This is a genomic window from Xanthomonas maliensis (assembly GCF_009192945.1).
Lineage (GTDB): Bacteria > Pseudomonadota > Gammaproteobacteria > Xanthomonadales > Xanthomonadaceae > Xanthomonas > Xanthomonas maliensis.
This window is the reverse complement of record NZ_NSET01000032.1, coordinates 113,093-127,234: the sequence shown is the minus strand read 5'-3', so window position 1 is coordinate 127,234 and position 14,142 is coordinate 113,093. Positions and strand designations below refer to the sequence as shown.

Here is a 14,142-nt window from a genome sequence, read left to right as displayed (position 1 = left end):
ACGGTCGCGTGAGTGCGAGGGTCGGCAACTCGCTACCACCGCGGCCCCCATTGGCCATGCGGTCCAGCAGACGCACGTTGGGCCAGTCGCCACCACGCTCGCGGCGCGACCGTCGCACGGCCACTGGAGCCCTCAAGCATCCAGCGCGCCGACGCGACACGCCCGCGCTTACGCCGTCAGCGGCTTGGCCTTGCGCACCCGCACGCACAGCATGGCCACGGCCGCCAGCAGCATCAGCGCGCCGGCCAGCCGGATCACGTTGCGCGGATCGCCCTGCAGCAGGCTGTCGTAATACAGCGGCAACGTCACGATCTGGATCAACATCGGCAACACGATGAACAGGTTGAACAGCCCCATGTAGACACCGGTCCGCTCGGGCGGAATGCTATCGGCCAGCATCAGATAGGGGTTGCCCATCATGCTGGCCCAGGCCAGGCCGATGCCGACCATCGGCAGCAGCAACAGCCAGCGGTCGTGGATGCCTGGCAGCATCCACATGCCAAGCCCCGCTGCCACCAGGCAAGCGGCGTGGGTGTACTTGGGACCGCAGCGCCGCACCACCGGCACCATCGCAAACGCCGCCAGGAAGGCGACGAAATTGTAGAAACCGCCGATCTGCCCGTTGATCAGTCCGGCCTGGCGGAAACCGTGCGAATCGGCCTCGGTGGTGGCGAACAGCGTGGTCGACAACGACAGCACGATGTATTGCCAGTAGCAGAAAATCGCATACCACTGGAACAGCATCACCGGTGCGAGTTGACGCATGGTCGGAGGCATCTCGCGCAAGGCAGCGGCGATCTCGCGCACGGTGGCGCCGAGCCCGCGGCCGGCATCGCGCATGCGCGCCAATTCGGCAGCACTGGGCCGCGGTTCGCGCACGCTGCGCGCGGTCAACAGAATCGAGGCCGCCGAGAAGCCTGCACCGATCACAAACGCGGCGATGGTGACATAGGGGATGTGGTGGGCATTGGCGGCATCCTGGTTGACGCCCAGCCACACCAGCAACGGCGGAGTGAGATAGGCCAGCGTCTGCCCCAGGCCGGTGAAAGCGCTCTGGGTGAGGTAACCCAACGGCCGCTGCGGCGGTGCCAGCACATCGCTGACCAGCGCCCGGTACGGTTCCATCGCGACGTTGTTGGCGGCGTCCAGCACCCACAGCAGGCACACCGCCATCCACAGCGCGGTGCTGAACGGCATCGCCAGCAGACACAGACTGCACACCAGCGCGCCCAGCACCATGTAGGGCAACCGCCGGCCCCAGCGGGTGGTGGAGCGGTCGCTGAGCGCGCCCACGACCGGTTGCAACACCAGCCCGGTGATCGGGCCGGCCAGCCACAGGTACGGCAGATTGGCGTGGTCGGCGCCCAGATAGTTGTAGATCGGGCTCATATTGCTTTGTTGCAGCCCAAAGCTGTATTGCACGCCGAAGAAGCCGGCATTGAGCGCCAGGATGCGAGTAAGCGAAAGCGGTGCTGCGGTCGAGGACATGCGGGATCCGGCGTTCGGCGGCCTCCGGTCGGCCGCGGCGCACTCTAACCTGCCGGGACTGCAATCGATTGTAACGCTGCGCTGCAGCAGATTCATGGATGTCTTTTAAGGCCTTTAATTTCCAGAAAGTATGTTGCAGTGCAGGATTGCAATCGATTGCAATTGCCGTTATCACTGCCCCGCGCTGCAGGCCATCGGCCATCCCTGGACGGGACGACGCAGGCGTCGGCACACCACCATCCGTGAGAGAGAGAATCGCGATGTCCACCAAGCACACCTTGCGCCTGCACGCCCTTGCCTGTGCGGTCGCCACCTGCCTGTGCGCGCCTGCTGCGCTGGCGCAGGACGCCACCGCCACCACACCGGCTGCCACGGCGACCACCGACAACGCGGCGGTCAACCTGGACGCGGTGTTCGTCACCGGCACGTCCAGTGCCACCACCAAGCTGAAGTCCAGCGTGTCGGTCAGCACCGTCGGCGCCGAGGCGATCGAGCAATCGGCGCCGCGTAGCACCGCCGAGATCTTCCGCAATATCCCTGGCGTACGCTCGGAGTCCAGCGGCGGCGAAGGCAACGCCAACATCGCCGTGCGCGGCCTGCCGGTCGCCTCCGGTGGCGCCAAGTTTCTGCAGTTGCAAGAAGACGGGCTGCCGGTGATGGAGTTCGGCGACATCGCCTTCGGCAATTCCGACATCTTCCTGCGTTCGGATTTCACCCTCGATCGCATCGAGGCCATTCGTGGCGGCTCGGCGTCCACCTTCACCAGCAACGCGCCCGGCGGCATCATCAACTTCATCAGCAAGACCGGCGACACTGCCGGCGGCAGCGTGGGCATCAGTCGCGGCCTGGACTACGACAATACGCGGGTGGACTTCGACTACGGCGCTCCGTTCGCCGAGCAGTGGCAATTCAATATCGGCGGCTTCTTCCGCCAGGGCGACGGCATTCGCGACGCCGGCTACGGCACCGACAAGGGCGGTCAACTCAAGGCCAACCTGACCCGGCTGTTCGACAATGGCTATGTGCGCCTGTACGGCAAGTACCTCAACGATCGCGCTGCCGGCTACCTGCCAGTCCCGACCTCGGTGCGCGGCAGCGACGGCTCACCCGACCTGGGCCGCCTGCCCGGCTTCGATCCCGGCCGCGACACCTTGTACAGCCCGTATTTCCGCAGCGACATCGGTCTGGATGGCAACAACGGGCCACGCAGCACCAACCTCAGCGATGGCATGCATCCGATCTCTCGCACGCTGGGTGCCGAAGCCTGGTTCGACCTCGGCAGTGGCTGGAGCCTGAGCGAAAAATTCCGCGTCGCCGACAACAGCGGCCGCTTCGTCAGTCCCTTCCCGGTCGAAGTCAGCGATGCTGCAACCCTGGCGAGCGCCATTGGCGGCAGCGGTGCGCAATTGATCCAGGCCACCGGGCCGCAGGTGGGCCAAGCCTATTCCGGCTTGGCCGTGCGCACCCACTTGTTCAATGTGGCCATCAACGATCTGGGCAACGTGGTCAACGACCTGAGCATCTCGCGCGAATTCGGCGGCGATGGCCGCAGCTTGAATCTGCGCATCGGCTATTACGCCTCGCGTCAGACCATCGACATGGACTGGACCTGGGATTCGTACGTGCAGAGCCTGGGCCGCAACTCGCGCTTGCTCAATGTCGTCGACGCCAACGGCGTTTCGCTGTCACAAGGCGGGCTGTACGCCTACGGCACGCCGTTCTGGGGCGATTGCTGCGTCACCCGCAGCTACGACGTGCGCTACAACGTCAATGCACCGTATGTGGCGCTGACCTTCGACAGCGGCAAGCTCAGCGTCGATGGCAGCCTGCGCTACGACATGGGCGATGCGCGCGGCAGCTACAGCGGCACCGCGATTGCGCAGAACCTGGACGTCAACGGCGATGGCGTGATCCAGCCGGTCGAGCAGCGTGTGGCGACCATCGACACCGCAAACCCGAAGCCGGTGCACTACGACTGGAACTACCTCTCGTACTCGCTCGGCGCCAACTACCTGCTCAGCGACGACCTCGGCGCCTTCGCCCGTATCAGCCGCGGCGCGCGCGCCAATGCCGACCGCCTGCTGTTCGGCGTGGTGCGCGACGACGGCTCGGTGTCGTCGAACGAAGCGGTCAACGTGGTCAAGCAGGCCGAAGCCGGCCTGAAATGGCGCCGCGACGGCCTGAGCCTGTTCGCGACCGCCTTCGCGGCGCGCACCGAAGAACAGAACTTCGAACTCACCAGCCAGCGCTTCTTCAACCGCACCTACAAGGCCCACGGCGTGGAGCTGGAGGCCAGCTATCGCTACCAGGGATTCACCGTCAACGGCGGCTTGACCTGGACCGACGCGGAAATCGACAAGGATCAGATCACACCGGAAAACGCCGGCAATGTGCCGCGGCGTCAGGCCGATCTGATCTGGCAGCTGACGCCGAGCTACCGTGGCGACCGCTACCAGTTCGGCGTCAACCTGATCGGCACCACCGATGCCTACACGCAGGATTCCAACCAACTGAAGATGCCGGGCTATACCCAGGTCAACCTGTTCGGCGACTACCGGCTGACCGATGCGCTGACCGTGGCGCTCAACGTCAACAATGTCTTCAACACCTTCGGCTTGACCGAAGCGGAGGAAGCCACCATTCCTGCCAATGGCATCATCCGCGCGCGTTCCATTGCCGGTCGCACCACCAGCATCAGCCTGCGCTACGACTTCTGAGGACCCAGTCGGCCCCGGCCGGCGTTGATCAATGACTCCCCCCTCGCTCCCCCTCTCGGCCGAACGCGTGGCCTTCGCCGCCGCGCTGGATGCCCGTCGTGCCGCTGCACTGTTGCCGCGCTACGATCGCCATGCGCCACGCCTGCTCGAACTGTTGCAGTCCCTGTACGGACAGCAGCCCGGCTATGCCAGCTGGTTGCAGCATTGGCTCGCCGCGCTGGGGCAGTGCGCCCAGCAGCGCCCGGATGCGCTGTTGCAGCTCGATGCCGAACGGGCGCCGGGCTGGTTCGGGCAATCGCAGATGCTCGGCTACAGCGCCTATGTGGATCGCTTCGCCGGCAATCTGCAGGGCGTGGCTGCGCGCGTGCCGTATCTGCAGGAGCTGGGGGTGCGCTATCTGCATCTGCTGCCCTTCCTGCGCGCGCGCGCTGGCGACAACGACGGCGGCTTTGCCGTCAGCGACTATGGCCAGGTGGAGCCGGCGCTGGGCAGCAACGACGACCTGGTCGCACTGACCACCCGCCTGCGCGCAGCCGGCATCAGCCTGTGCGCCGATTTCGTCCTCAACCATACTGCCGACGACCATGCCTGGGCGCAGGCCGCGCGCGCCGGCGACGCCCGCTATCTCAACTACTACCATCACTTTCCCGATCGACACCTGCCGGACCGCTACGAGGCCACCCTGGGCCAGGTGTTCCCGCAGACCGCGCCGGGCAATTTCAGTTGGGACGCGCAGACCGGGCACTGGCTGTGGACGACCTTCTATCCCTATCAATGGGACTTGAATTGGAGCAACCCGGCGGTATTCGGCGAGATGGCCCTGGCGCTGCTGCGGCTGGCCAATCTGGGCGTGGAAGCGTTCCGGCTCGATTCCACCGCGTACCTGTGGAAGCGGCTGGGCAGCGACTGCATGAATCAGCCCGAAGCGCATCAACTGCTGGTTGCCCTGCGTGCGGTCACCGACATCGTCGCGCCGTCGGTGGCGATGAAGGCCGAAGCCATCGTGCCGATGACACAGTTGCCACCCTACTTCGGCAGCGGCCGCGACGAGGGCCGCGAGTGCCACCTGGCCTACCACAGTACCTTGATGGCGGCCGGCTGGTCGGCGCTGGCGCTGCAGCGTGGCGACCTGCTGCACACCGTGATCGCTCACAGCCCACCGCTGCCGCGCGGCTGCGCCTGGCTCAGCTATGTGCGTTGTCATGACGATATCGGCTGGAACGTGCTGCAGCAGGAAGCGGCTGGCACAGCCGAGCAGCCGCCGTTCTCGCTGCGCACGGTGGCGCAGTTCTATGCCAATGCGGTGCCCGGCAGCTACGCGCGCGGCGAGAGCTTCCAGAGCAGCGGCGATGGCGTGCATGGCACCAACGGCATGGCATCGGCGCTGGCCGGCGTGCAGGCCGCGCAGGAGCAAGGCGATGCGGCGGCACTGGAGCTGGCCATCGACCGCCTGGTGCTGCTGTATGCGCTGGCCCTGGCGATGCCAGGTGTGCCGTTGATCTATATGGGCGACGAACTGGCCTTGCCGAACGACAGCGGTTATCGCAACGACCCGCAGCGTCGCCACGAAGGGCGCTGGCTGCATCGGCCGGCGATGGACTGGGAGCGCGTCGAACTGCGCCATGACCCGGCAACCGTGCCTGGACACGTCTATGGCCGCCTGCGTGCGTTGATCCGTACCCGCGCCAGCCTGCCGGCGCTGGGCGCGGACCACGCGCTGGGCAGCGTCGCGCTCGCCGATCCACGTCTGCTGGCGCTGACCCGCGGCGACGATTTCCTTGCGATCCACAATTTCGCCGAGCAAGCGGTGACGGTGGTTTTTCCTGGTCGGCCGGACGACTGGCGGTTGCTGGATCCGCAGCACGACCTGGCCCAGCCGGTGCCAACCACACTCACGCTGCCGGCCCACGCGGTGCGCTGGTTCCGCCGCGTCAACCCTGCGCTTTAGACACAGCGATGGCTGCGTAGGTAGAAAACTGAAGAGCCCGCATCGACCGCACGCTCAAGAGCGTGCGGTCGATGCGGGCTAGACGCCGCAAATCACCGCGAGGGCACGCACGCTGCATGCCAGGCGATGTCGCTCAGTGCTTGAGCAATTCCAGCAGCGCGTGGGCCGCCTGCTCGGACGAGGCGGGATTCTGTCCGGTCACCAGCCTTCCGTCGGTGACCACATGCACGCCCCAATCGGCGCCTTTCTCGTAGCGGCCGCCCAGCTCCTTCAACACATCCTCTACCAAGAACGGCACGATCTTGGTCAGGCCCACGCCGTCCTCTTCGCCGTTGGTGAAGCCGGTCACCCGGCGCCCAGCGACCAGCGGTTCGCCGTCGGCGCCCTTGACCCGGCGCAGCACGCCTGGCGCGTGGCAAACCAGACCGTGCGGCTTGTTCGCGGCGGCAAAGGCCTCGATCAAGCCGATCGACTGCTGATCCTCGGCCAGGTCCCACAGCGGACCATGGCCGCCGGGATAGAACACCGCATCGAAATCGTCAGCCGTCACTTGCGTCAGCGGCGTGGTGCTGGCCAGCGCCTGCTGTGCCTGCGGATCCTGCTTGAAGCGCTTGGTCGCCTCGGTCTGTGCATCCGGCGCATCGCTCTTGGGATCCAGCGGCGGCTGTCCACCCTTGGGCGATGCCAAGGTGATCTGTACACCGGCATCCTTGAAGACGTAGTACGGCGCGGCGAATTCCTCCAGCCAGAAGCCGGTCTTCTTGCCGGTATCGCCTAGCTGGTCGTGCGACGTCAGCACCATCAGGATCTTCATTGCATTGCCTCGTATCAAGGCCCACTCGGGCGAGGCGCCCAGTGTCCTGTCCAGCCCGTTGCGGCGTCGTGTAGAGCGCGTCTGCGGGGTGCAGACGATTCAGACGTCCATTGCCGGCGGCTGCAACTGATCCATGCGGATCCGATTGGCGAATAACGAGAACGCGAGCATGCCGGCCAATCCGCTGACCCGGCTGATCCACGGCGGCAGCCAGCGCGGCGGTGCCAACACGCCGCTGTCGAACAGCGGCGCCAAGCGCTCCACGTCGCCCAGCGCCATCTTGCCGGCGAATAGCGAACGGCAGCGTTGCAACTGGTCGTGCTGCAAGGCGTGGCGGAAGAAGGTATGCACGGCGACCAGGCCGCGCAGGTACACCGTATCCTTGGTGAAGGCAGCGCCGCCGCTGGTCGGTACGCCGCGGAAGACCCGCTGTGCCGAGGAAAAGCTTTCCGCCGCGTTCTGTCCGCTGGCGGTGAAGTAGCGAAATACGTCGAGGAAATCCGCCCCATCGCGTGCCATCGCGATCGCTTCGATGCGCAAGCTGATGCGTTTCATCCGCTCGATGTCGATGCTGCCGGTGATCTGTTCGGCGAAGGTCGCCAGGCCTTCCTGCGTGGCGGTGGTGCGCGGCGAGGAGATGCCCAGGCTGGGCAGGTTGAGTTGTTCGCGCCCATTGAGCGCGGTCAGCGAATGCACCAGCGCCTCATGATGGAACAGCTGCGCGCGGTCGTAGCCGCTGAAGGTGGCACCACTGCGCAGACGAATGCGATGCGCGCCGGCGGCGGCCTTGGCCAGCAGGTCCGGGTCCAACTCTACGGTGATGATGCGCTGTTCGAAAAACGCATCCAGATCGTTCTGCAACTGCAGCCGCAAGGCGGTGGCCGACACCGGCACCTGCTCTTCCGGCGCCAGCAACTCGCGATCCAGTTCGCGGGCAATCTGGATGAAGTGCTGCGCCGCGGCCCGCGTCGTCGGGCCATTGCCCGGCATCGGATCGTCGGGCACCCCGAACAGCTGCACCGCGTAGTCGCCTGCGGCAGCCGTCCCCAGCGACTCCAGCAAACCGGCAGCCAAGCCCCAGCTATGCGCCGAATCGATCAGATAGGCGCCCAACGGATGCTGCGGATCGGCGGCCTGGGCCAGCTCGGACAATTCCCGACGGGTTTGGCTGAAATCCAGTCGCGGATACTCCACCTGCGGCAACACCGGCTGCCCGCGCGCGACACCGGCCAGGAACGGCTCCTGCAAGGCACGCGGCCAGCTCGCCAGCGCCAGCAACCGCACCCCGCGTACCGCCTTGACCAGGCGCGCATCCAGTCGCGCGTGATGGACGATCTCTGCCGGCCGCTTACGCATGGCCATTCAACGGCGCCCGGGCCGACCGCCGGGCCGCCGAACGACGCCCTTGCCCGCCTGGTTCTGCGCCGTACGCGTAGCCAGTTTTTCCGCCGCGCTGGCGACCTCCTCGCGCAACTTGAGGTAATTGGCCAGCCGGTGCGGATCCAGCGTGCCCGCCTCGATCGCTGCGCGCACTGCGCAGCCGGGCTCGGCACCGTGCGCGCAATCGTTGAAACGGCACTGCGCCGCCAACGCTTCGATATCGGAAAAGCCGCCGTCGGCGAGATCTTCTTCGCCGGTGGGCTTGAGCTCGCGCATGCCCGGGGTATCGATCAGGCAGGCACCGGAGGGCAGCGGCATCAAGGCCCGATGGGTGGTGGTGTGGCGCCCGCGCGAATCGTTCTCGCGCACCGCGTTGGTCTTCATCTTCTGCACGCCGAGCAAGGTATTGGTCAGCGTCGACTTGCCTGCGCCGGACGACCCCACCAGCACCACGGTCCGGCCATCGCCCAACCACGGTTGCAAGGCCGAAACGCTCTGCGGATCCTTGGCATTGACGGTGCGCACCGCGATCTTCTGCGCGGCCAGCTCCACCAGCACCGCCACTGCATCCTGCGCATAGTCGGTCTGATCGGCCTTGGTCAGTACCACCACCGGCGTCGGCGCGGCGTCGCCGGCACCGCCACCGACCAGCAGCAGGTAGCGCTCGATCCGACGCGGATTGAAGTCCGCATCCAAGCCACAGACGATGAACACCGTATCGATATTGGCCGCGATCACCTGCTGGTGATAATGCTCGCCCGCGGCACCCCGCTTGATGGCGGTCCGCCGTGGCAACAGCGCCACGATGCGATGGCCCTCCATCAGCACCCAATCGCCCACCGCCGCGCGCTCGTGACTGGGAAAACGCGGCCGCTGCCAGTCCGGCAGCGACTCGGCCTTCACGCTGGCCTCCGGGCCATCGGCCACCACATAGCCAGTACGATGCTGCTCCACCACCCGCGCCGGTAGCGCCTGCGGATGCGCGGCGAACACCGCCTGCCAGGCCGGCTCCTGCGGCGGCCCCGGCCAGGGCCAGCCGATGGATTGGAGGGTGCGATAGTCGGGGGAGGGGGTGGTCATTGGGAGATTCTAGCGGGCCGGTGCATGCGTCTCTGCATGACGCTGCCCTGCATCGCTCCGGGCAGGCTTGACACCGTTGCCGATGCAAGCATGTCGGCCCGTTGCATTTCCGTTACCATGCCAATTCACGCCTCAGCACGGCTCAGCGCATGTCCACCGCCCCGCAAAAGCCGCTCGCCATCCGCGAGCGCCTGTCCGAAGTCCGCTACGAGATCCGGGGCGAACTGGCACGGCGAGCGCGGGAGCTGGAAGCGCAGGGGCGCAAGCTGATCAAGCTCAATATCGGCAATCCGGGTGCGTTCGGGTTCCGGGCGCCGGAGCATCTGCAGCGCGCGATCGCCGATGACATGGGCCGGACCGACCCCTATACGCATCAGCAGGGTCTACCGGAGGCGCGCGAGGCGATCGCCTCCGCCTACGCCCGCCGGCAACACCCCGATGCGCACCCGGACCGCATCTTCGTCGGTAACGGGGTCAGCGAGCTGATCGACCTGTCGCTGCGCGCCCTGCTCAATCCCGGCGACGAGGTCCTGGTGCCCTCGCCCGACTACCCGCTGTGGTCGGCCGCCACCATCCTCAACGACGGCCGCCCGGTGTATTACCGCTGCGCGCCGGAGAATGGGTTCCAGCCCGACCCGGTGGAGATCGAGACGCTGGTGTCCTCGCGCACCCGCGCCATCGTGCTGATCAACCCCAACAATCCCAGCGGCGCCAGCTATTCGCGCGAGCTGCTGGAACGCATCGTGGCGATCGCGGTCAAGCACAACCTCTTGCTGATGGTCGATGAGATCTACGACCAGGTGCTCTACGACAACGCGGCCTTCGTGCCGGTGGCGCCGCTGGCTGGCGCGCATCCGTGCATCACCTTCAGCGGGTTAAGCAAGGTGCATCGCGCCTGCGGCTGGCGGGTGGGCTGGGCGCTGCTGTCCGGTGAGCAGTCGCGTATCCACGACCTGCGCAACGCCATGGACCTGCTCGGTGCACTGCGCCTGTGCGCCAACGTGCCGGGGCAATACGCCATCGAGGCCGCAGTGAACGGCCCGGACACCATCTCGGCACTGTGTGCCCCCGGCGGACGGCTCTACGAGACCCGGCGGGCGGTGATCGAGGCCTGCGCGGCCAGCGAGCATCTGCAGCTGGTGGCGCCAGCTGGTGCCTTGTACGCCTTCCCGGCGGTGGTGGGGCCGGCGGCGCGCAACTTCGACGACCACACCTTCGCGCTGGAACTGATGAACGAGGAAGGCGTGCTGGTGGTGCCTGGTTCCAGCTTCAACGTGCCGTATCGGCATCATTTCCGGGTGACCCTGCTGCCCGAGGCGGCGGTCATGCGCGACGTGTTCGCGCGCATCGATCGGGCGCTGGCGCGGCGCGCCGAGACGGTTACCAAGGTGGTGCCGCTGAAGTCGCGCAGCGTGGCGTGATGGCGGCGCTGAGTCCGCCGTTGCGCTATCTGGCGCTGGGCGATTCCTACACCATTGGCGAAGGCGTGGACGCGGCGCAGCGCTGGCCAATGCAGTTGGCCGATGGCCTGCGGGCGCACGGCTGGAATGTGGGCACGCCTGAGATCATCGCCACCACCGGCTGGACCACCGACGAACTGCAGGCCGGTATCGCAGCCGCTGCGCCGCAGGGGCCATACGACTTGGTGAGTCTGCTGATCGGGGTCAACAACCAGTACCGCGGGTGGCCGCTGGACACCTACCGCACCCAGTTCGACACCTTGTTGCAACACGCCATTGCGCTGGCCGGCGAACAGCTGCGGCGGGTGTTCGTACTGTCGATCCCCGATTGGGGCCTGACGCCATTCGCGCGCGCGCAGGGCCGCGATGGCGCCCAGGTCGGCGCGCAGATCGACGCCTTCAACGCCGTGGCCGCCGAGCGCTGCGCGGCGGCGTCGGTGCGCTTCGTCGATATCACTCCAACCAGCCGTGATGGCGGCGATGCACCGCAGATGCTGGTCGACGATGGCCTGCATCCGTCCGGCGCGATGTATGCGCGCTGGGCCGCACTGGCCCTGCCCGCCGCGCGCGAGGCGCTGAGCTGACCCGTACTCCCCGCTGGACCCGCTTCACTGCCAAGGAACGACATTGACCTCCGCCGCCACCCAGCCCATGAGCCGCGCACAAGCACTGACGATCGCGCGCGCTTTCCTGCCCCGGCATCCGCTGGGCAACCGCTACGACTACTACTACACCCAGACCAAGCTGCGCACCGACCCGCTGTATCCAGGCGTGCTGGCACAACTGCGTGACAGCACCGCACCGGTGCTGGACCTGGGCTGCGGCCTGGGCCTGCTGGCGCACGCCTTGCGCGCCGATGGCCAGAGCGTGGCCTACCACGGCGTGGACGTGGACGCCTCCAAGATCCGCCGTGCCGAGCGCATCGCCCAGCGCGCCGGGCTGGGCCGCACCCAGTTCGGCGTGGTCGACCTGAGCGTGGGCTGGCCGCCGCACCGCGGCAGCGTGACCATCCTGGACGTGTTGCAATATCTGCAGACCGATATGCAGGCCAGCCTGCTGCGCAGCGTGGCGCAGATGCTCACCCCCGGCGCCAAACTGGTGATCCGCAGCGCCCTGGGCGACGCCAGCGGCCGTGGCCGTACCAGCCGCGTCACCGACGTGCTGGCGCACCTGAGCGGCTGGATGCAGCGCATGCCGTGCAGCTACCCCACCCGCGACAGCCTGCAGGCGCAGTTGGACGCAGCCGGCCTGCGCGCCCACTTTTCGCCGCTGTATGGCAACACGCCCTTCAACAACTGGCTGATCGTCGCCGAGCCGCGCTGAGCGATCGCGCCCGCTAGGTCGCGGTGCCAGTGGGCACGCGCTGTCGCGGCGATGTCGTCTGCATCGGCGCCACTGCGGCCGGATGCGCGGCGCGCGGAGCACGCTCGCGTTCGCGAGCAGCCCTGCGTGGCCGCAACGCACCCCCCGGCGCCTCACTCCGGCTGGCGCGCCACCAGCCCACGCGCACGCAGCGCATCCAGCACGCCGCGCAGGATGGTCAGGTTGTGGCCGTGCGCCGCCCCTTCGTGCAACAGCACGATCGCGCCGGGCGCCAGGTCGCGGACGATGCGCTCCACGGTGGCGTGCGGATCGCAGCGCACACCATCGAATCCACGCGCGCTCCAGGCGACCCGGGTCAGGCCATGCGCCCGCAGCGGCGAAGCGACGAAGGGGTTGGTCATGCCCACGACCGAGCGATACAGCCGCGGCGCCTGCCCGGTGATGCTGGCCAGCGTCCGCTGGGCCAGGCCGATCTCGCGCGCCATGCGGCGGGGTCCCAAGGCCCAGAACCAGGCCTGCGGATGGGTGTGGCTATGGTTGCCGATGCCATGGCCGCGCCGCACGATCTCGCGCACCAGCTGCGGGTGTTGTGCCGCACGCGCACCGACCAGGAAAAAAGTCGCCTTGGCATCGTAGGCATCGAGCAACTCCAGCACCGCCGGGGTTTGCTCGGAGGGGCCGTCGTCGATGGTCAGCCAGACCTGAGGCGCGTGGCCCGGCAACCGGGCCAACACCGGCGCATAGAAGCGTGCCCGCGGCAGGAAGACCGGCAACACGAACAACGCATGCGACAGCAGCAGGGCAGGCACGCCCCAGGCCCAGCCCAGTCGCCACCACAGCGCGGCGACACCGAGTTGCGAGGCCGCCAGCCAGCCCATCCAGCGGTGGGGATGGGTCGGGATGCGATAGAGCGTTTCCGGGGCGGTCATGCCCCATGATGCCATGCGGCGTAGAATGGTCGTCCTCCACGTTCTCAAGCATGCCGCCATGTCCCTCGATCCCGCCCTGCGCTCCCGCATCGATTCGCTGCTGCAGTCCAACCGCGTCGTGCTGTTCATGAAAGGCCAGCCCGGCATGCCGCAATGCGGGTTCTCGGCCAAGGCGGTGGGCGTGCTGGACGGCCTGGGCGTGGACTACGCCCACGTCAACGTGCTGGCCGACCAGGAGATCCGCGAAGGCATCAAGGCCTACGGCGACTGGCCGACCATTCCGCAGCTCTACGTCGACGGCGAGCTGATCGGCGGCAGCGACATCATCGTGCAGATGGCCGACAGCGGCGAGCTGAGCAATATGCTTGGCCTGCAGGCGCCGGACCGCACGCCGCCGGCGATCACCATCACCCCGGCAGCGGTGGAGATGCTCAAGAGCGCGCTGGCCGACGCCCCGGACGCCTCGCTGGCGCTGTCCATCGACGCCAACTTCCAGCCCAACTTCCAGCTGGCGCCGACCGATCCCAAGGCCATTGCCGCCGAGTCCAACGGCCTGCGCGTGCAGTTCGACCTGGCCAGCGCACGCCGCGCCGATGGCATCACCATCGACTGGGTGGACGACATCCGTGGCCGCGGCCTGGCCATCGACAACCCCAATGCGCCCAAGCCGGTGCAGGAACTGTCGGTGCGCGAGGCCGACGATCGCCTCAAGGCCGGCCAGCTGACCCTGGTGGACGTGCGGCCGGCCGACGAGCGCGCGCTGGCGGCGGTGGCTGCGCCGTTCCGTACGCTGGATGCGCACGAGCGCGCGGCGATCGAACAGCTGCCCAAGGACACGCCACTGGCGTTCCTGTGCCACCGCGGCGGCCGCAGCCTGCAGGCCGCCGAGCATTTCCGTGGGCTGGGCTTCCGCAACGTCTACAACGTCACCGGCGGGATCGATGCCTGGTCCGAGCAGGTGGACAACGGCGTGCCGAAATACTGAGCGCGTCGATCGCACAGT

Annotated in this window: 11 protein-coding genes; 6 read left to right on the top strand and 5 right to left on the bottom strand. The window is 67.3% G+C overall.

From position 1 onward, the window contains the following. Positions 1-168 precede the first annotated feature (168 nt). A complete protein-coding gene (locus CKY51_RS10860) occupies positions 169-1,488 on the bottom strand; it encodes an MFS transporter (protein ID WP_022972184.1) in 1,320 nt (439 codons plus the stop codon). A gap of 260 nt (positions 1,489-1,748) precedes the next feature. Here CKY51_RS10860 and CKY51_RS10855 point away from each other — a divergent pair, with 260 nt between their 5' ends. Together CKY51_RS10855 and CKY51_RS10850 are read left to right on the top strand one after the other, a co-directional pair. Then, positions 1,749-4,205 carry a TonB-dependent receptor domain-containing protein gene (locus CKY51_RS10855; protein WP_170292314.1) on the top strand — a complete coding sequence of 819 codons (2,457 nt, stop codon included), beginning with the start codon at positions 1,749-1,751 and terminating at the stop codon, positions 4,203-4,205. A gap of 31 nt (positions 4,206-4,236) precedes the next feature. After that, complete coding sequence (locus CKY51_RS10850; RefSeq protein ID WP_022972186.1) at positions 4,237-6,153, top strand: alpha-amylase family protein; 1,917 nt, start codon at positions 4,237-4,239, stop codon at positions 6,151-6,153. Positions 6,154-6,286: 133 nt separating this feature from the next. On the opposite strand, the gene CKY51_RS10845 is transcribed toward CKY51_RS10850, so the two are convergent. The 3 genes from CKY51_RS10845 to rsgA form a co-directional block, all read right to left on the bottom strand. Beyond that, positions 6,287-6,967: a type 1 glutamine amidotransferase domain-containing protein gene (locus CKY51_RS10845; protein ID WP_022972187.1), complete on the bottom strand. Its 681-nt coding sequence runs from the start codon at positions 6,965-6,967 to the stop codon at positions 6,287-6,289. A gap of 99 nt (positions 6,968-7,066) precedes the next feature. Continuing rightward, positions 7,067-8,329: a flavohemoglobin expression-modulating QEGLA motif protein gene (locus CKY51_RS10840; protein ID WP_022972188.1), complete on the bottom strand. Its 1,263-nt coding sequence runs from the start codon at positions 8,327-8,329 to the stop codon at positions 7,067-7,069. Beyond that, entirely contained in the window at positions 8,330-9,427 is a 1,098-nt protein-coding gene (rsgA, locus tag CKY51_RS10835) for a ribosome small subunit-dependent GTPase A (protein ID WP_022972189.1), read from the bottom strand. Between the two features lie 149 nt (positions 9,428-9,576). On the opposite strand from rsgA, the gene CKY51_RS10830 reads away from it, so the two are divergent. The 3 genes from CKY51_RS10830 to CKY51_RS10820 all read left to right on the top strand — a co-directional run bounded on the left by CKY51_RS10830 (position 9,577) and on the right by CKY51_RS10820 (position 12,210). After that, the gene (locus tag CKY51_RS10830; protein ID WP_022972190.1) at positions 9,577-10,848 is read left to right on the top strand and encodes a pyridoxal phosphate-dependent aminotransferase; all 1,272 of its coding nucleotides are present in this window, start codon (positions 9,577-9,579) and stop codon (positions 10,846-10,848) included. Beyond that, positions 10,848-11,471 (top strand): SGNH/GDSL hydrolase family protein, encoded by a 624-nt coding sequence (locus CKY51_RS10825; protein ID WP_022972191.1) that lies wholly within the window; start codon positions 10,848-10,850, stop codon positions 11,469-11,471. The genes CKY51_RS10830 and CKY51_RS10825 overlap by 1 nt, the downstream gene beginning before the upstream one ends. Before the next feature lie 67 nt (positions 11,472-11,538). Then, positions 11,539-12,210: a class I SAM-dependent methyltransferase gene (locus CKY51_RS10820; protein WP_022972192.1), complete on the top strand. Its 672-nt coding sequence runs from the start codon at positions 11,539-11,541 to the stop codon at positions 12,208-12,210. 152 nt (positions 12,211-12,362) lie between these two features. Here the strand turns inward: CKY51_RS10820 and CKY51_RS10815 are convergent, their stop codons facing one another. After that, positions 12,363-13,154 carry a polysaccharide deacetylase family protein gene (locus CKY51_RS10815; protein ID WP_031339664.1) on the bottom strand — a complete coding sequence of 264 codons (792 nt, stop codon included), beginning with the start codon at positions 13,152-13,154 and terminating at the stop codon, positions 12,363-12,365. Positions 13,155-13,197: 43 nt separating this feature from the next. Here CKY51_RS10815 and grxD point away from each other — a divergent pair, with 43 nt between their 5' ends. After that, on the top strand, positions 13,198-14,124 hold the full coding sequence (grxD, locus tag CKY51_RS10810) for a Grx4 family monothiol glutaredoxin (RefSeq protein ID WP_031339666.1): 927 nt from the start codon (positions 13,198-13,200) through the stop codon (positions 14,122-14,124). The last annotated feature ends 18 nt before the right edge of the window (positions 14,125-14,142 follow it).

Excerpts from the sequence above, each read along its gene's own strand:
- CKY51_RS10820 (WP_022972192.1), top strand. The coding sequence starts at position 11,539 with ATGAGCCGCGCACAAGCACTGACGATCGCGCGCGCTTTCCTGCCCCGG.
- grxD (WP_031339666.1), top strand. The coding sequence starts at position 13,198 with ATGTCCCTCGATCCCGCCCTGCGCTCCCGCATCGATTCGCTGCTGCAG.
- CKY51_RS10815 (WP_031339664.1), bottom strand. The coding sequence starts at position 13,154 with ATGGCATCATGGGGCATGACCGCCCCGGAAACGCTCTATCGCATCCCG.
- CKY51_RS10840 (WP_022972188.1), bottom strand. The coding sequence starts at position 8,329 with ATGGCCATGCGTAAGCGGCCGGCAGAGATCGTCCATCACGCGCGACTG.
- rsgA (WP_022972189.1), bottom strand. The coding sequence starts at position 9,427 with ATGACCACCCCCTCCCCCGACTATCGCACCCTCCAATCCATCGGCTGG.
- CKY51_RS10845 (WP_022972187.1), bottom strand. The coding sequence starts at position 6,967 with ATGAAGATCCTGATGGTGCTGACGTCGCACGACCAGCTAGGCGATACC.
- CKY51_RS10855 (WP_170292314.1), top strand. The coding sequence starts at position 1,749 with ATGTCCACCAAGCACACCTTGCGCCTGCACGCCCTTGCCTGTGCGGTC.
- CKY51_RS10825 (WP_022972191.1), top strand. The coding sequence starts at position 10,848 with ATGGCGGCGCTGAGTCCGCCGTTGCGCTATCTGGCGCTGGGCGATTCC.
- CKY51_RS10860 (WP_022972184.1), bottom strand. The coding sequence starts at position 1,488 with ATGTCCTCGACCGCAGCACCGCTTTCGCTTACTCGCATCCTGGCGCTC.
- CKY51_RS10850 (WP_022972186.1), top strand. The coding sequence starts at position 4,237 with ATGACTCCCCCCTCGCTCCCCCTCTCGGCCGAACGCGTGGCCTTCGCC.
- CKY51_RS10830 (WP_022972190.1), top strand. The coding sequence starts at position 9,577 with ATGTCCACCGCCCCGCAAAAGCCGCTCGCCATCCGCGAGCGCCTGTCC.